Raw genomic sequence first — 16,568 nt, 5'->3', positions numbered from 1 at the left:
CTCTCCCTCTTGAGAGGGGAACTAAGTAAATATCTAAAACTTCTCCTCCACCCCCAGCCCAAACAAGGCGAAGTCATATTTCACAGGATCGGTTGGATCCAGCTCTTTTAGTTTTTCAGTTAACTCAACAGCTGTTTGCCAATCGGTTTGTTTTCTGGTAATTAGCCCTAGTTTTCTGGCTACTCTATCAACATGTAAATCACATGGACAAACCAACTGAGATGGTTTAATCTTATTCCATATCCCAAAATCCACGCCTTTGTTATCCTTTCTTACCATCCATCTTAAAAACATGTTTATACGCTTACAAGCAGAATTTCTGGATGGTGAAGCCACGTGTTTTTTGGTTCTTTCAGGAGCAAAAGGTAAAGCGAAAAATTGTTCTCTGAAATAAGATAGGCCTGCTTCTACATTTTTAGAATGTTGATCTATCCCAATGATAAAAGCGCTTTCCAAACTATCGTATTGCTGATATAAATTTTTAAAATACTCAATAAAATAGAGTGTATCAGTTGCATTAAAGGTTCTGTGCTTGAAATTTTCAAATCGCTTCAAGTCACTATCCTGATGATTGAGGATAAAATCGTGTGGAGCATTATCCATTAAAACAAAAAGCTCCGTGCATTTATTAATGATGGTAATGCGTTGTCCCCATGCTAAGGTAGCAGCCCAAAATCCTGAAATTTCTATATCTTGTTTTTTAGTGAATCTATGCGGTATAGAAATAGGATCGTTAACAATAAAACCTGGCTGGTTATATTCTTCAACCTTATAATTTAGAAACTCTTTGAGTTCGTCCGTCATTACGGGATATAAGAGATAGTGACTCTAAAGCGTGGGTCAATGGCACCAAGGCGCTCATAAGCAGTTTTTGATATTTTAATGACCATGTTATCATTCACACTCGTTTTCGGTAATGGCCCTATCACACGAACAAACACCTCCTGATCGTTCATTTCGTTTTTCACCTTAATGATCGTACCTATTTTGGCTGATTTGTGTAGAGCAAGATACTTTCTGTTATTTGATGAGCCTTCAATCTGCTCGGCTAAGCCTGACTCAATAATTTCTTCAAAATTAGGTGTGGGTAATGGTTTAACATTGTATCGTGTGGTGTCAATAGACTCTATTTCTTCTTTAGGCTCGTTGATCGTTACCTTAACCGGTGTATTGGTGTTAACTGATTCTTCCTTTGGCTTTTGTACTACCGCAGTATCTGCTGCCACCGGTTTTTCCACAAATAGCATTTGCCCAATACTTATTTCATTAGACACTAGCGAATTCCAATTTTTGATATCCGTCACGGTAACATTGTACATTCTTGAAATAGAAAATAATGTCTCCGATGGTTTCACCTCGTGCTGTTTGGCAGAGAAGCTAATACCAGTAGTTTCTTGTTTTTTGCCTTTCCTGATTATAAGCACCTGACCAATATCCAGACTATTGGAAGTAAGTCCGTTCCATGATTTTATCTCATCTACTTTCACATCATATATTCTCGAGATTGAAAATAGCGTTTGCTTTTCTTCCACAATGTGTTTTACTTCTTCCGTATTAGTTTTAACTTCTACAGGAGGCCTTTCTTCTCTCATTGGGGGCTTGGCCACTGCTTCTGTTTGTTGCTCTACCTGTGGTTCTTCATCTCTGATGATGGCCAACGTGGCTTCTTTCTTTGCCTCTTTTTTCGCTAATCTGGGAATTCTCAAAATTTGACCTTTTTCTAAGCCAAATTCAGTTGGAGGGTTATGCTTAATAATTTCATAAATAGGTACATCATACTTTCTTGAAAGCGAGTAAAGTGTTTCATCGTCCTCAACTTGATGAACTATGTATTCAGTACCATTTTCAGTTTTATGACCTATTGAATCTATTAAAACTGACTCAGCTAAAACAAAATGACCTACTGCGCAAAAAAGTAGAATGAAAAAACTACGCATCTTATTCATATTGATATATAAAAATCTCACAATTATCTTTTACAAATATAAGCTTGTTACCGTCAACTGTGAACGTATCCTGCCCGATTCCCAAAAGATTAATTCCCAGCTGTTCATGAACGACAATTTCCTTATTATTATTCACTACAAGCAAAAAGTTAGCCATGCTTTTTTCTCCAGTGTAATACGAAACCACCACATAATCGTTCCATTCCAAATATTCAATTCCTTTATTATTGGGCTCATCATTTGTTAATGATTTTATAAATGAAACGAGTAATGGATAATGCTCATTGATGGCCGTATATAACGATGGAGATATTAATCTATTTTCGGTACGGTTTACATTTGTATCTGAAGGTAATACTTTTGTGCTAGCTAAGTTGCGATCCCAACTTAATATTGATTGAATAACCGGATTTGCACCAGCATCATACTTTTTAAAGTAAATCTGATCTTCCTCTATTTCAAACAATGTTGTTCTAAAATCTGATTCATTAAGATTAATTTCAACTAGTCGTTTCTCTACTAAATCATAATAAGTAAACCTAACTTCATCTGATTTATCAGAGCGTAATTCGAAGACTAAAAAAGTACCAGATTGACTAATGACATATTTCCATATTGATAGTTCAAATTTGTAAGAAAAGATGAGGTTCAGTTTTCCTGCCAAGAGTTATTATCATTAATTTAGACAAAAATACATGCTATGAGACAGCGTAAAAGCTTTGCCTTTATTATTTCATTTTTATTAGTTCTTAGTGCTTTCGCACAAGAAAAGCCAAAAGTTATGGTTATGGAGCTAAAGGCTGAAATTGACCCCCGCACAAATAGGTATACAGAGCTTGCGCTGGAGCATGCCAAAGAAATTAAGGCCGATTATGTGATTATTGAAATGGACACCTACGGTGGCGCTGTAACTGATGCTAAGGACATTGTTGAGCGCATTATGGACTTCGAGAAGCCAATTTGGGTTTTCATCAATAAAGATGCAGCCTCTGCAGGTGCTTTAATCTCTATCGCATGTGATAGTATATATATGTCGCCAGGTGCAAATATTGGTGCTGCAACGGTGGTTTTTCAATCAGGTGAAGCTGCACCGGACAAGTATCAATCCTACATGCGAAGCACCATGCGTTCAATCGCAGAAGAAAATGGACGAGACCCACGAATAGCGGAAGGAATGGTAGACGAAACCATTGAAATAGACAGTATTTCAAAAGCAGGTAATGTAATTACATTTTCAACCTCTGAGGCGATAAAATATGGCTTCTGCGAAGCAAAGGTAAGCAGCATTGAAGAAATACTTGAAAGAAATGGCGTTGAGAATTACGAACGTATCGATTATGAATTAGGCACATCTGAAGAGATAATAGCCTTTTTCTTAAACCCTTTTATTAGTGGTATATTAATAATGGTAATTGTAGGTGGCATATGGTTTGAACTGCAAACACCCGGAGTAGGGTTTCCAATTGCAGCCGCCTTACTTGCACTAATACTATACTTTGTGCCTTACTACTTAAATGGGTTAGCGGAAAACTGGGAAATCATAGCATTTTTTGTTGGGTTGGTGCTCATTGGGTTTGAAGTCTTTGTAATCCCCGGCTTTGGGATAGCCGGAATATTGGGTATTACTTTTACACTAGGCTCACTGATTTTAGTTATGCTCAATAATGATGCTTTTGATTTCACTTTCGTAGATATTGACGATATTGTGATAGCTGCAGTTGTGGCTTTTATTGGAATTTTTGGAGGGCTAGCTATGCTCTTTATTGTGGGTGTTAAGTTTACGGATTCAAAATTCTTCGCGAGAGTTGCACTCACTGATACAATGAATAGAACTGAGGGTTACACCAGCAGTTTCCATAAGGAATCCATGGTTGGCAAAATAGGAATTGCACATACAGTTTTAAGACCAAGTGGAAAAATAATAATTGAAGATGAGCTATATGATGCCTACACACGCGGAGATTATATAGATAAAGGATCGGAAGTAGTAGTTATTAGTGATGAAGGCACCTCATTAAAAGTAAAATTGAAGGCTTAATGAAGATTGTAGGAATAATACCCGCACGATATGCATCTACTCGCTTTCCTGCAAAGGCATTAGCAGATATTGGTGGTAAACCGATGGTTCAAAGGGTGTTTGAGCAGGCTTCAAAAGCGCATTGTTTATCTAAAGTAATAGTAGCCACTGACCATCCGGATATTGAAAAGGTAGTGAAAGATTTTGGTGGGAATGTTTGCATGACGAGAGCTGATCATCAAAGTGGCACAGATCGCTGTAATGAAGTTCTTCTAAAAGAGGCGGGTTTCGATTATGCGATAAACATCCAAGGTGACGAGCCTTTTATTGATCCCAAGCAAATTGAGCTACTTGCTTCGTTACTCGATGGCGATACAGAATTGGCCACTTTGGTTAAGAAAATAGATTCTGAAGAAGAACTATTTGATCCAAGCGTTGTAAAGTGTGTGAAAGGTGTAAATGGTCAGGCACTATATTTTTCAAGATCGGCAGTGCCTTATGACAGAAGAAATGCAAAGTCAGATTGGGTAGGACAAAATAATCATTTCAAGCATATCGGTATTTATGCCTACCGAACTGATATATTAAAAATTATTGCTAACCTGCCTCCCTCGCCTCTCGAAAACATTGAATCATTAGAGCAACTCAGATGGCTGGAAAATGGTTATTCTATCCATGTTGCTGAGACAGATATTGGCTCCATAGGCATCGACACTCCGGAGGATTTAAAGAAGGTGTCCCAATTTTTATAAAGATAAATTTCAATGTATTTTCGCAGCCAAATTTAAAAGGCGTGCGCAAAACACTTTTTACACTATTAATTCTGCTTGCAGGTTTTAATGGCTTCTCACAAGATGGTGAAGGGGTTAATAGATCTATTGGCCTTGAAGTGTTTAGAGGGTTTATTTATGAACATAAACCACAAATTACGCACTTAATTACCGATCACCCGATGGGTTTTCGAGTAGTATATAATCGCCACTCGCACGGTAATGAAGCCTGGCAGCAACGATATAACTTTCCCGATGGAGGGTTAACCTTTATCTACATGGATTACCGTGATGCTCGACTTGGAAAAACATTGGCTCTTCTACCCCATTTTAATTTTTATTTGAGAGGTAAACGCGAAGCCAAAAGCCAGTTTCAATTTAAAGCCGGTTTTGGTGCAGGTTATACCACTGAAAAATATGATCGGGAAACTAACAATCAAAACAATGTGATTAGCACCGATCTGACAGGCGCAGTTCTATTTCAGTTCGCTCACCAATATCAGCTTAGTGAACGACTTGCATTAAACTCTTCCTTATCGGTAACTCACTTTTCAAACGGTGCAATAAAAAAACCTAACTCTGGTATTAACATTTTCGGTGCCAATGTGGGCTTACACTATACCTTTGATTACCAAAGAAGAGCTTTCAACTATATGGAAGAACCTAAGTTGGAAAACAGGCCTATTGGTTACTCAGTAATACTCATTGGTGGTGCTCATGAAAGTTTGAAAATTGGTGCCGGCACAAAGCCATTCTTTGTTTTAACTGGTATTGTTGACAAAAAAGTAAATCATAAAAGTAGATTCGGTGCCGGATTAGAGCTCTTCTATTCAGAATCATTAAAAGAAGAAATAAAATATGACGATGAAGTGGACCCTGACACCGATTTCAAGCGCGTTGGTTTAGTGCTGAGCCATGAAATGATGGTGAATGAGTTTTCAATAATGATGCAGGCCGGTTATTATGTGTATGATCCATACAAAGCATTTCAACCAGTTTATGTAAGGTTAAAACTCCGAAGATATTTTGGGGATCACATATTTGGGTCGATTGGTGTGAAATCACATTCAGCGAAAGCGGAGGCCATGGAGTTTGCCATAGGTTACAGAATTAAATGAGAGGAATTTTCGCCATCATATTAACCATTTTGTTCTTTGGCTGTAATGATGCCGATTCACCTGATTGCCTTAAATCAAGCGGAGAAGGTGTAACTCGTACTATTGATATTGGAGATTTCAATTCACTACTCATAAATAATGAGTTCAATGTAATTTTAACTGAGGGGCCAACGAGAGAAGTAAAGTTAACCATCGGAGAAAACCTTTTAAATGATATTGATTTTACCCTTTCCGGCTCATTATTAGAAATAACAAATCAGGTAAGCTGCAAATGGACTAGGGATTATAATTATCCATTACTCGAGATTACTCACCCTAATATCAGTTTTATTGAAATAATTGGTGGTAGTATTATTCGTTCGAATGGAACTCTTACTTACCCTAATTTGAGTCTCAAATCGAAGGCCAGTAATGGTATTATTGAGCTATCCTTAAATAGTGAGAGCCTTTCCATTGATTCTAATGAAATTACTAATTACTTACTAGATGGTAATGTGAGTGATTTGAACTTATTATTTTCTTCGGGTGACGGACGTTTTGAAGGTGCCAATCTTATCTGCACAAATGCACGAGTCATTCATAACTCTTCTAATGATATTATTGTTAATGTGACTAATCAATTAACAGGAGAACTCAATTCCACAGGTGATTTAATTTATGTTGGTCAAGTGCCGGCAGAAATTTCTGTAGAGGTTAAGGACAGAGGTAATTTAATTAACGGAACAAACTAATGGAGAAAATTACTATTGTGTGCGGTACAAACAGAAACGACTCTGTAAGTTATCAAATAGCCAATTTGTATAAGGGTTTGTTAGATGCTGTTAACTGTCCTAACGAGTTAATAGACTTATCTGATTTACCTAACGACTTTGCCTTTAGCGCCTTATATGAAATGGCTGGCAAAAATGAGCATTTCAACCATTTCAGAGAGTTAATGGCTGAAACGAAAAAATTCGTTTTTATCGTGCCAGAATATAATGGTTCTTTTCCAGGTGTGCTCAAAACATTTATTGATGGCCTTAAATTTCCAGATACGTTTAAAGGTAAGAAGTGCGCATTAGTAGGTGTTTCTTCTGGCATACAAGGTGCAGGGTTAGCGCTAAGTCACTTAACTGATATCTTCCATTACTGCGGCACAGAGGTACTTTCCCTGAAACCTAAGCTTTCCCATATCGAAAAGAATTTTGAAAATGGCAAAATCACCAACCCACTATACAAAGCCTTGTTGGATGAGCAGGTAGAGAAGATTATTGGTTTTTAGATTTAATCCTTTGTAACTCTTCGATATCTGCTTTATCTCTAAATCTACCGGCAGCTTTTTTTGCTACAATTAGTTCTCGATAGCTGATTACCTTACATTCCAAATTTTCATCAAGTTTAAATTCAATTGCATTCTGGTAAGCTTCATCAAACGTAATTCCTTTACAAGCAGTTAGAACATCTATTTGAACCGGCGCTACACCGTAGGTAAAAACATCAAATTTCTTCGTATCAAGAAAATTATCAATATTCTCCATATCACCCATATGCATACCAAAATCAGCATGAACTCTTCTCAGTAACAAATGATTAGTTTTCGTTGGGTTTACAAATATATCCATATCACCAGTAGAGCGCCTATAGCCGTGAATATTGACAGCCATTCCGCCAACTAATACATATTCAACTCCATGTTTATTCAGGAGTAAAATGTACTCTTTGAAATCACTATTAAATATGCTCATGAAGATCTTTTACTGGCTGAAATAGGTCGCCTCTCCATCCTTGCAGTATTTGGATCTAATTGGTGATTCAAACAATTTAACCTCCATGACTCCTCAAGTCTTTGAATTGCCGTTTTTTCATAAGCCCAAAAAAGAATGTCTTCTTCATCTTTATTGGCTGACTTACCAGAAAATGTAGGCTTTCGAATCATTCTCATTGTTTAAAATTAGAATAATTATACAAATTAATCACTTCACCTCTTCCCTACCATCTGCATGGATGGCGAACCTGCCTTTTTCTCTTGCATGAACATGTTCAGCTTCGGGCCAAGGCCAACCACCAAACTGATCTTTTTGATAGTCCATCATAGCCTGTTGAATTCCCTCTTGCGAGTTCATCACAAACGGACCGTATTGAACAACGGGTTCATTAATAGGTCTGCCCTGAAGCAGCAACAATCTGGCTGGTTGATCACCATTTTTAAGGACAGATTCTTTTTCTGAGTACAATTCCACCCCGTTATATGATGGAATTTCTTTGTCATCTACATTTAAACCATCACCTTCAAAGTAATATATTGTTCTATTGAGCCCTTCGCTGGCAGCTGGAATAGTCCATTCGGCATTTGGTTCCATATCTATAATCCAGACTGCCACCTCGTTATTAGGATCAGCAGCCCATGAGTTAGGTGGAATTTGTGGACCACTATAATCATCTAAATTACCAGCAATTAATGTGACCTGAGTGCCATTATCATTCTCATCGGAATAATCAATCTTATCGATCGTTTCATTCCAAAGCATACCAAAGTGTGGTTCCACCATTTTACTTTTTGCTGGCAGATTTAGCCAGATTTGAAAAAGCTCTAAAGGATTTGGTTTATCTCTGTTTAATAGTGGAAACATTTCCGAATGTTGAAGCCCTTTTCCGGCCGTCATCCACTGCACATCACCATTACCAAACCTTGCCGTGGCACCTAATGAATCTGAATGATCTATAAAACCTCTGGTCACTACAGTAACAGTTTCAAAGCCTCTGTGTGGGTGTGGTGGAAACCCTGGAACCTTACTTCCATGATACATTCGCCACCCATCTTTGATTGTAAAATCCTGACCTATATTTCTGCCTGCTAGAGATGCATCAGGACCCATAGCTTCATTGCCTTTCGGGTAGTTATCAGCATGATGCACGCAGAATAAAAATGGGTCGCTTGTTTCCCATGGAAAATTGAGAGGTTTTACCTTTTTGATAGATGACATAGTTTTCGATTTGATATTTAAACATGTAAGCCATCACTAAGTTAATAGATTCCTTTTGTAAAATTCTACTTGTTTAAATTAGCTCTATTACTAACTTAGTTTCATGGACAACGTCTATGCAAACTTTGTTTATGCCTTAGTTGGGGTGATTCTTTACAATGTAAAAAGCAAGCATGCCAATTACTTAAAAGTACTTTCAGGGCTATACCTTATCCTTTTTCTGGGTGATATTATTTACCAGGATGTGGATGAAGCTGCAGCCAAGGCCATGTGGTTTTTTGTGAGTTTTAGCATTCTTACCATTTCGATATTAAGAGTTAGATCTAAAGAAAAGATAACAGCCTTTGAGTTGATTAAAATTCTGGCGGCAATGTTGATCCTAACCATGCCAATTACATTTTACGATATTGCGGGCTTATGGGGCAAACAATGGGTTATTGTATTGCACACATCCATCGTTCCCATTCTATTTTCTATTTATGTGTACGATCGATTTATTCTCAATTATGATGAAGTAGGAAACAGAACCTTAACCATGCTCATCATCCAAACTATTATGATTATTGGCTTGCTGGTATACGCTTTTGATAAAAGTACACAAATGGAGTTTAAGAAAATTGAGCATAAGGATGCGCTCTATAAAAAAGACCTGGAAATTGATAGACTTCAAAACGATTTGGAAGATTGCCTGGAAGAGTCGATTACTTCTACGTCTAATTAAAATTTATGGATTCTAAATCTCTGGTAGAACTTTGGTTTAAGAAATGGCGGGAGGGTGATTTTAAATTTAATGTGAGCGAGTGATATTATTTTAAGGATAATTTAATTGAAAGTATAATCGCTCATTATTATATCGGGGAAATAACGGAGAGTAGTAAAATAAATTAACGAAAAAACCATTTATCAATTTGATAAATGGCTTTCAATTATTTTAGTCTCATTATTTTAGTCTTTTTTCAGAAATTCAACTGTCCAGCTAAGGCCGTTAAAACTTTCGAATAGTGGGAGACTCAATTCACCTGTTTCATGATTCCACGAGCCTTGTCCCACTTGGGTTGTACCTCCGAATGTATTTGCTGGCAGCATAATAGGTTTACCACATTCATCTAAATAAATATCAGCTGGATAAGCTCGCCCTCCAAATGGCACATAAGCTAAGGCCGTTACGTCACTAATTTCGTATCTGTATGGCTCTGGTCCTTTAAACTTAATTAATACCTCGGCATTTGTTGAATTAATAAACCCACCATAATTTGACTCCGTAATCATGCTAGTATACTCACCTTCTACCGAAGTTTTATCCGAATTACACCCTACGTAGACATCAAAAGATTTAATGTATTCGTTTTGATTTAACCCAGTTAATTCAGTGTCTTGTAGAAAAATAGCACCCTCCACTAAACTTGTCTTAAAACTTACACTTAATGAATCTCCATATTGTAAATTCCCCGGATCAGAAATTGAAGGCAAAGCAGTAGCTATTGTTTGAGAAGACAATTCCAAGGCTAATAATTCACCATTATTAAACTCGTTATAGTTCCAGATATATATGGGAATTGTATCTGATTGAAAAGTTCTATCAGGGTTAGCATAACTTAAATTTAATTCTACTACCGCTATTTGATCTATATTAGCCTTAAGATCATAAATCAATTTTGCATTATCTATATCAGACGCATCCAACAATTGGTGATCGTCAATGAATGAAATGCTTAGAGCTGATTGATCAACAATATTTAATGATGCTAAGCATCCGTTAAAATCTATTACTTGTGCTAAAAAATTCCCTTCATCACCGACAGAAAATGAGCCTATTTCTTTAAATAATTGACCATCAATAGTGTAAGTGTATGGAGCTGTTCCACCTGAAGCTTCTAGATTAATAATATAACCTACTTGTGTTTTTAATATTTCAGCTGAAAGCTCAATATTAGCACATTGACTCAAGCTTGGTAATTTAGCTGTTGAATTACAGCCATTAGCATCTCTACTTGTTAATGTATATTCCACATCACTATCAACACTGAATCTATTTGATGTTTGAAAGGTAATTCCATCGATTGAATACTCATATGGTTCCAAACCTTGACTGGCTATTACTAATATTTCAAAACCTTCATCGGTAGCCTCTACATAGGCTTCGGTTTTGAACGTGGAGCATTTTTTAATATCTATTGGACTAGAAACACCTGTACAGCCATTTGTATCTTTTGCAGTTATCACGAAGTTATTACCTCCTGTAACTACAAAATTTGTATTTGGTTGAAAATTAATTCCATCAATAGAATAAGTATATGGTTCATCACCTCCATTAGCTTTGGCATCTAGTTCAATAAATGATCCATTATTAATAATGGATGATTCAACATTAATCGTAACATTGGCACAAACGTCAATTTCGTCATCATCACTACTACAAGAAATTAACGATGAGAAGATATAAGTTAGTAGAACAGTACCTCTAAAAATTGTGTTTTGCATAATTATTTTTGAAAAATGAATATTAAATAATTTGCAAGTATAATCACGCTAGCACAAAATTCACTCATTGAATATTCACATTTAAAATAAGTGATGTAACAAAAAATTTAAAAAATCAGTATTTGCATTTTATTGTTATGGTTAATATTAAATATGTTATAATTTTTTAGTTTTTTATATGTATGAGTTAATTTTTAATTATTTCATCATATTTATATCAGTGTAAGATAAACTTACAACTAACATTATTTCTGAATTCATTTTAATGTACTAACAAAGAATACTTCTTCAATTTGTCAGTAAATAAAATTCAATTACTTTCTCAATTTCTTATTAATTACATTTTAAAATAATTCTAAAAAGGAAATTCGGAAAGATAGAAAGCTTACCTAACACCATTTCAGGCATACATTTTTAATACAAAGACTAACTTCTTAAATTCAGACTCTATTTTACAAACCCAGAAAAATGAAAGTATATTATTTCCTTATCCTCTTTCTTGTAGTCACAGCCTGCACATCACAAAAAGAAGAAACCACCCCTTCGAATAACCCATTCATTACGGAGCTAAATGAGCCCACTGATTTTGCCGCTGTATTGCCTGCACATATTGAAGAATTTGCAGCTTTAACCATTAAACAGACCGTTGAGGGGGTAGAAAAAATTAAGAATAATGCCGAGCCTACCTTCGAAAATACATTTGTTGAATACGATAGAATTGTAGAAAATATTGGAAAGGCTTCTAATCGTTTCTTTTTATTGTATTGGACATCACCAGATTCATTAATTAGGACTACTGGTTTAGCCAGCTATCAAAAATTAGATTCTATTGGCAACCTATTTGGATTAGATAAGGAGCTGTATTCCAAAATGAAATCGTTCACCAAAACCGAAGCATACAACACCTTTACTGGGCATAGAAAGCGTTTTATCGATCAGGTTATTGAAGATTTTGAGCAGTCAGGGATTGGCCTTCTAGAGGATAAGATGGAGAAATTCAAAAGCCTCAATTCTGAAATTACCAAATTAACGTCTGACTACTCTACCAATATGAACACCGCTAACCGTTCAATAACAATAGATGAAGAAGGTGCAGAAGGACTGCCAGAGAATTTCAAAAAAACCTATGCAGTTGGAGAAAATTCATATGAAATACCTGCCATCAATGCCACGAACAGCCAATTGATGAGTAATGCAGCTAAAGAAGCAACCCGAAAAGCCTATTACATGGAATTTACGAATCGAGGTGCAGAAGAGAATTTAGAGATATTGAATGAGCTGGTGCAAAAGCGATATGAAATAGGAAAATTGATGGGTTATGATTCATATGCTGGCTATAATCTTAGTTTTAAAATGGCTGCTAATCCAGATCGTGTATGGAGTTTTATTAATGATCTGGTTGAAAAATCTAAGCCCAAAGCATTAGAAGAAGAACAAATGCTTATTGATTTTAGGAATAAATTAACTGGTGAGACTTCTGATGAACCTGTAGCCTCATGGAATTACTCGTATTACAGAAATCAACTTCTTAAAAACCAATACAGTGTAGACGAAGAAAAGATTAGAGAATATCTCAATATGGACGACTGCCTGAAAGGCATGATGGAAATCTATCAACAACTGCTCGGGTATGAATTCAGAAAAGTCGAAAATCCATCGGTGTGGCATGAAGAGGTGGAAATGTATGAGGTTTATGAAAATGACACGTTAAGAGGTCAGTTTTACTTAGATCTTTATCCAAGGCCCAACAAGGAAAGCTGGTTTTATGGCGTGCCGCTTTCTTCTGGCAGGCAAACTGATGAAGGCTATGAAATACCCGTAAACATGCTATTAGGTAATTTCCCTCGTCCAACTGATGAACTACCGTCCTTAATAAGCCATGGTCAACTGAGCACCCTATTTCATGAATTTGGTCATATTATGAATGGAATGGCCTATGAAGGCGAGTTTGCCTACCAGAGTAGAACCAAATCTGATTTTGGCGAAGCAATGTCGCAAATATTTGAAAATTGGATTTGGGATTATGAAATGTTAAGCAGTTTTGCCAAGCACTACGAAACAGGTGAAGTATTTCCAAAAGAAATGTTTGATAAAATGGTTGCAGCTAAGAATGTAACTTCAGGTCTTTCAGCAATTGGCAGTTTAACCCGATGCACCTACGACATGATGCTGTATGATAAATACGACCCGGAAAACCCTTACGATACCGATAAATTATGGAGCACTGTTTATGATAAAATAGGTGTAAATGATAGTTATGTCGAAGGTACACATCCACAGGCAAACTGGATTCATATTAACACGCATCCTGTATATTACTACGGTTATCTGTGGTCGGATGTATTCGCCCAGGATATGTTCACCCAATTTGAGAAAAATGGCTTATTGGATCAGAAAACAGGCGTAAGATACCGAAATATTATACTGGCTAATGGCATTCAAAGACCAGTATTGGAAGCGGTAGAGGATTTTCTTGGCAGACCGTCTAATAATGATGCGTATATAAAAAGCTTGGGGCTTGAATAAGGAATTAGGAATATAAAGATCTGAAAAGACACTTCAATGCCTGTTCCGTTTTCACATAAAACAACATTAGCCTATGAAGAATGACTTTTTCGGTCTTTGAGACACAGTCCGAGAATGAGGATGCTTATATTTATCGAGCCTGTCATGCCGACATCAGGAGGCATCTTACTAAGTTGGATTGACCATACTTTTCGTACTCGTTGTTCTAACTTAGGAAGGTCCTTCGTGCCTCAGGATGACTTTAAATTGGCTCAACATGGCTAGACTTATTCTTGGTCTGTGTCCACCTATTACTGTATTAGTCTATGAAGAATGACTTTTTCGGTCTTTGAGACATAGTCCGAGAATGAGGATGCCTATATTTATCGAGCCAGTCATGCCGACATAAGGAGGCAACTTACTAAGTTGGATTGACCATACTTTTCGTAATCGTTGTTCTAACTTAGGAAGGTCTTTCGTGCCTCAGGATGACTTTAAATTGACTCAATTAGTTCTATTATTAGTAACCTTTCAATACACCGCGATAAATTTATTTAAATAGCTAAACTATTTATCCTAAGTTTCGTTTTCAATGTTTAAACATTAATTAACTATAAACCAACAACTATGGCTACTCTTTTTGATTCCTTCAAGGCTGGAGGATTAAACTTGAAAAATAAAATAGTAATGGCTCCAATGACAAGATCAAGAGCCACAACAGATCATATCCCTACTCCTATTATGGCCGACTACTATGGCCAGCGTTCAGGTGCCGGACTCATTATCACTGAAGGTACCAGTCCATCACCTAATGGTGTGGGTTACCCTCGCATCCCGGGCCTTTACAATCAGCCGCAAGTAGATGCCTGGAAAGTTATCACTGACCGTGTTCATAAAGAAGGAAGCAAAATATTTCTTCAAATTATGCACACGGGCCGTATTTCTCATCCCTTAAATTTACCTGAAGGAGCTGAAGTATTAGCACCTTCTGCAATACCTGCATCGAACACTAAAATGTATACTGATCAGGAAGGTGAAAAAAACTTGCCTACACCAAAGGAAATGACGGATGAAGATATTGCTTCTGCCATTAATGAATATGTTAATTCTGCTAAGCTAGCCGTTGCTGCCGGTTTCGATGGGGTGGAGTTACACGCTGCCAACGGTTATTTATTAGAGCAATTTATTAATCCAGGATCAAACCAAAGAACTGACAATTACGGTGGCTCGGTAGAAAATCGTGCTCGCTTTGTTATAGAAGTTGCAGAGCAAACTGTAGAAGCCATTGGTAAAGATAAAGTGGGAATCAGATTATCTCCCGGTGGAGCTTTTAATGATATTATGCCATTTGAAGGGCAAGAAGAAACTTATAAATACCTTGCAGAAGAATTAGGGAAAATTGGTTTAGTTTATGTTCATCTGGTAGACCATTCATCTATGGGCACTCCAGAAGTCCCTAAGTCTTTAAAAGAAACAATTAGAGATGCTTTCGGTGGCACAATTATAATTTCCGGAGGTTATGATAAAGCAAAAGCTGAAAAAGATTTAGCAGATGGCTTAGGGCACCTGGTAGCATTTGGCAGACCATTTATCTCCAACCCAGATCTGCCTGAAAGAATGAAAGAAGGAGCTGAATTAGCAGACCCTGACTTCTCAACATTTTATACACCCGGAGAAAAGGGCTATACTGATTACCCAACCTTACAGAAAGCATAAAATACATAAAGGGTTGTATCCTAAGCTTATGAACTTTCTATAATTGTCACATTGAGCCTGTCGAAATGTGCTGGAGCACTAATTAATTAACTTCGACAAGCTCAGTTCGACATCATTTTCTTGTGATACAACCTTTATCTTTTTTTTAAACAACTCACTACTCATGTCATGCATTCCAAAAAATTAAAAGAGTTAGATAAAATAATTTCTCCCCTATCAGCTACGAAGAAAATGCCTGTTTTATTTCTAGGTCATGGAAGCCCAATGAATGCCATTGAAGAAAATGAATTTGTAAGGTCGTTTAGAAGAGTTGGCCAGGAAATAGCTATTCCAAATGCCATTCTTTGTATTTCGGCACATTGGGAAACAAAGGGAACTTACGTTACAGCAATGGAGCACCCCAGAACAATCCACGACTTTGGTGGCTTCCCAAAGGAATTATTTGAGGTTCAATACCTTGCGCCTGGAAGCCCGGAACTGGCCGAAGAAACGAAAGACATAATCAAGAACACTGAAGTTGGATTAGATTACAACTGGGGGCTAGATCATGGTGCCTGGAGTGTTATTAAACACCTCTATCCAAAAGCTAACATTCCAGTTGTTCAGATGAGTATTGATTATACGAAGCCCGCACAATACCACTACGAATTAGCTCAACAACTTTTAACTCTGAGAAACAAAGGTATTCTCATAGTAGGTAGCGGAAATATGGTGCACAACCTAAGAATGGTGGCTTGGGATAAACTAAGTGGTGATCCGTTTGCTTACGACTGGGCAATGGAAGCTAATGAAAAGATGAAATCCTACATTATGGATGATGACCACCAAAGCCTCATTAATTTCGATAAACAAGGGAAATCATTTGAATTGGCCATACCTACACCGGAACATTACCTTCCGCTTATTTACACCCTCTCATTGAAAGACAGCAATGAAGAGATTGAAATATTCAACGACCAACCTGTAGGCGGTTCGCTCACCATGACATCAGTGAAGATTGGAAATAGTTAGTATAAATTAAGCCCGACATATGCTGGGCTTAATTTATTCAG

The 16,568-nt window shown here is 36.9% G+C and carries 16 protein-coding genes; 9 read left to right on the top strand and 7 right to left on the bottom strand.

The window, feature by feature from the left end:
- Positions 1-33: 33 nt before the first annotated feature.
- The 3 genes from JR347_RS08300 to JR347_RS08290 are packed head-to-tail and all read right to left on the bottom strand — an operon-like array spanning position 34 to position 2,610.
- Entirely contained in the window at positions 34-804 is a 771-nt protein-coding gene (locus JR347_RS08300) for a TIGR02757 family protein (RefSeq protein ID WP_205723585.1), read from the bottom strand.
- Complete coding sequence (locus JR347_RS08295; protein ID WP_205723584.1) at positions 804-1,937, bottom strand: LysM peptidoglycan-binding domain-containing protein; 1,134 nt, start codon at positions 1,935-1,937, stop codon at positions 804-806. Before JR347_RS08295 ends, JR347_RS08300 begins: the two co-directional genes overlap by 1 nt.
- A gap of 1 nt (position 1,938) precedes the next feature.
- Positions 1,939-2,610 carry a hypothetical protein gene (locus JR347_RS08290; protein ID WP_205723583.1) on the bottom strand — a complete coding sequence of 224 codons (672 nt, stop codon included), beginning with the start codon at positions 2,608-2,610 and terminating at the stop codon, positions 1,939-1,941.
- 36 nt (positions 2,611-2,646) lie between these two features.
- On the opposite strand from JR347_RS08290, the gene JR347_RS08285 reads away from it, so the two are divergent.
- The 5 genes from JR347_RS08285 to JR347_RS08265 are packed head-to-tail and all read left to right on the top strand — an operon-like array spanning position 2,647 to position 7,112.
- A complete protein-coding gene (locus tag JR347_RS08285; RefSeq protein WP_205723582.1) occupies positions 2,647-3,984 on the top strand; it encodes an NfeD family protein in 1,338 nt (445 codons plus the stop codon).
- Entirely contained in the window at positions 3,984-4,715 is a 732-nt protein-coding gene (kdsB, locus tag JR347_RS08280) for a 3-deoxy-manno-octulosonate cytidylyltransferase (protein ID WP_205723581.1), read from the top strand. The genes JR347_RS08285 and kdsB overlap by 1 nt, the downstream gene beginning before the upstream one ends.
- Before the next feature lie 41 nt (positions 4,716-4,756).
- On the top strand, positions 4,757-5,851 hold the full coding sequence (locus JR347_RS08275; protein ID WP_205723580.1) for an acyloxyacyl hydrolase: 1,095 nt from the start codon (positions 4,757-4,759) through the stop codon (positions 5,849-5,851).
- Positions 5,848-6,582 (top strand): head GIN domain-containing protein, encoded by a 735-nt coding sequence (locus tag JR347_RS08270; protein WP_205723579.1) that lies wholly within the window; start codon positions 5,848-5,850, stop codon positions 6,580-6,582. Before JR347_RS08275 ends, JR347_RS08270 begins: the two co-directional genes overlap by 4 nt.
- Complete coding sequence (locus tag JR347_RS08265; RefSeq protein WP_205723578.1) at positions 6,582-7,112, top strand: NADPH-dependent FMN reductase; 531 nt, start codon at positions 6,582-6,584, stop codon at positions 7,110-7,112. The genes JR347_RS08270 and JR347_RS08265 overlap by 1 nt, the downstream gene beginning before the upstream one ends.
- Here the strand turns inward: JR347_RS08265 and JR347_RS08260 are convergent.
- The 3 genes from JR347_RS08260 to JR347_RS08250 are packed head-to-tail and all read right to left on the bottom strand — an operon-like array spanning position 7,099 to position 8,814.
- Positions 7,099-7,575: a nucleotidyltransferase gene (locus tag JR347_RS08260; RefSeq protein ID WP_205723577.1), complete on the bottom strand. Its 477-nt coding sequence runs from the start codon at positions 7,573-7,575 to the stop codon at positions 7,099-7,101. The two genes, JR347_RS08265 and JR347_RS08260, sit on opposite strands and share 14 nt — an antisense overlap.
- Positions 7,572-7,766, bottom strand: coding sequence for a hypothetical protein (locus JR347_RS08255; protein WP_205723576.1), 195 nt, complete (start codon positions 7,764-7,766; stop codon positions 7,572-7,574). The genes JR347_RS08260 and JR347_RS08255 overlap by 4 nt, the downstream gene beginning before the upstream one ends.
- A 37-nt stretch (positions 7,767-7,803) precedes the next feature.
- A complete protein-coding gene (locus JR347_RS08250) occupies positions 7,804-8,814 on the bottom strand; it encodes a pirin family protein (RefSeq protein ID WP_205723575.1) in 1,011 nt (336 codons plus the stop codon).
- 103 nt (positions 8,815-8,917) lie between these two features.
- Here JR347_RS08250 and JR347_RS08245 point away from each other — a divergent pair, with 103 nt between their 5' ends.
- A complete protein-coding gene (locus tag JR347_RS08245; protein ID WP_205723574.1) occupies positions 8,918-9,535 on the top strand; it encodes a hypothetical protein in 618 nt (205 codons plus the stop codon).
- 224 nt (positions 9,536-9,759) lie between these two features.
- Here JR347_RS08245 and JR347_RS08240 read toward each other — a convergent pair whose 3' ends face one another.
- Entirely contained in the window at positions 9,760-11,295 is a 1,536-nt protein-coding gene (locus tag JR347_RS08240; protein ID WP_205723573.1) for a hypothetical protein, read from the bottom strand.
- A 468-nt stretch (positions 11,296-11,763) separates the two neighbouring features.
- On the opposite strand from JR347_RS08240, the gene JR347_RS08235 reads away from it, so the two are divergent.
- The 3 genes from JR347_RS08235 to ygiD all read left to right on the top strand — a co-directional run bounded on the left by JR347_RS08235 (position 11,764) and on the right by ygiD (position 16,527).
- A complete protein-coding gene (locus JR347_RS08235) occupies positions 11,764-13,821 on the top strand; it encodes a M3 family metallopeptidase (RefSeq protein WP_205723572.1) in 2,058 nt (685 codons plus the stop codon).
- A 606-nt stretch (positions 13,822-14,427) separates the two neighbouring features.
- Complete coding sequence (locus tag JR347_RS08230) at positions 14,428-15,516, top strand: alkene reductase (RefSeq protein WP_205723571.1); 1,089 nt, start codon at positions 14,428-14,430, stop codon at positions 15,514-15,516.
- Between the two features lie 168 nt (positions 15,517-15,684).
- Positions 15,685-16,527: a 4,5-DOPA-extradiol-dioxygenase gene (gene ygiD, locus JR347_RS08225; protein ID WP_205723570.1), complete on the top strand. Its 843-nt coding sequence runs from the start codon at positions 15,685-15,687 to the stop codon at positions 16,525-16,527.
- Positions 16,528-16,568 lie beyond the last annotated feature (41 nt).

Origin of the sequence: Fulvivirga lutea (assembly GCF_017068455.1) — a bacterium.
GTDB lineage: Bacteria > Bacteroidota > Bacteroidia > Cytophagales > Cyclobacteriaceae > Fulvivirga > Fulvivirga lutea.
This window is presented reverse-complemented; position numbering and strand designations above follow the sequence as displayed.

Coding starts and splice junctions, on each gene's coding strand:
- JR347_RS08235 (WP_205723572.1), top strand. CDS start 11,764: ATGAAAGTATATTATTTCCTTATCCTCTTTCTTGTAGTCACAGCCTGC.
- JR347_RS08300 (WP_205723585.1), bottom strand. CDS start 804: ATGACGGACGAACTCAAAGAGTTTCTAAATTATAAGGTTGAAGAATAT.
- JR347_RS08240 (WP_205723573.1), bottom strand. CDS start 11,295: ATGCAAAACACAATTTTTAGAGGTACTGTTCTACTAACTTATATCTTC.
- JR347_RS08245 (WP_205723574.1), top strand. CDS start 8,918: ATGGACAACGTCTATGCAAACTTTGTTTATGCCTTAGTTGGGGTGATT.
- JR347_RS08265 (WP_205723578.1), top strand. CDS start 6,582: ATGGAGAAAATTACTATTGTGTGCGGTACAAACAGAAACGACTCTGTA.
- JR347_RS08230 (WP_205723571.1), top strand. CDS start 14,428: ATGGCTACTCTTTTTGATTCCTTCAAGGCTGGAGGATTAAACTTGAAA.
- JR347_RS08295 (WP_205723584.1), bottom strand. CDS start 1,937: ATGCGTAGTTTTTTCATTCTACTTTTTTGCGCAGTAGGTCATTTTGTT.
- JR347_RS08250 (WP_205723575.1), bottom strand. CDS start 8,814: ATGTCATCTATCAAAAAGGTAAAACCTCTCAATTTTCCATGGGAAACA.
- JR347_RS08285 (WP_205723582.1), top strand. CDS start 2,647: ATGAGACAGCGTAAAAGCTTTGCCTTTATTATTTCATTTTTATTAGTT.
- JR347_RS08270 (WP_205723579.1), top strand. CDS start 5,848: ATGAGAGGAATTTTCGCCATCATATTAACCATTTTGTTCTTTGGCTGT.
- JR347_RS08255 (WP_205723576.1), bottom strand. CDS start 7,766: ATGATTCGAAAGCCTACATTTTCTGGTAAGTCAGCCAATAAAGATGAA.
- JR347_RS08260 (WP_205723577.1), bottom strand. CDS start 7,575: ATGAGCATATTTAATAGTGATTTCAAAGAGTACATTTTACTCCTGAAT.
- ygiD (WP_205723570.1), top strand. CDS start 15,685: ATGCATTCCAAAAAATTAAAAGAGTTAGATAAAATAATTTCTCCCCTA.
- kdsB (WP_205723581.1), top strand. CDS start 3,984: ATGAAGATTGTAGGAATAATACCCGCACGATATGCATCTACTCGCTTT.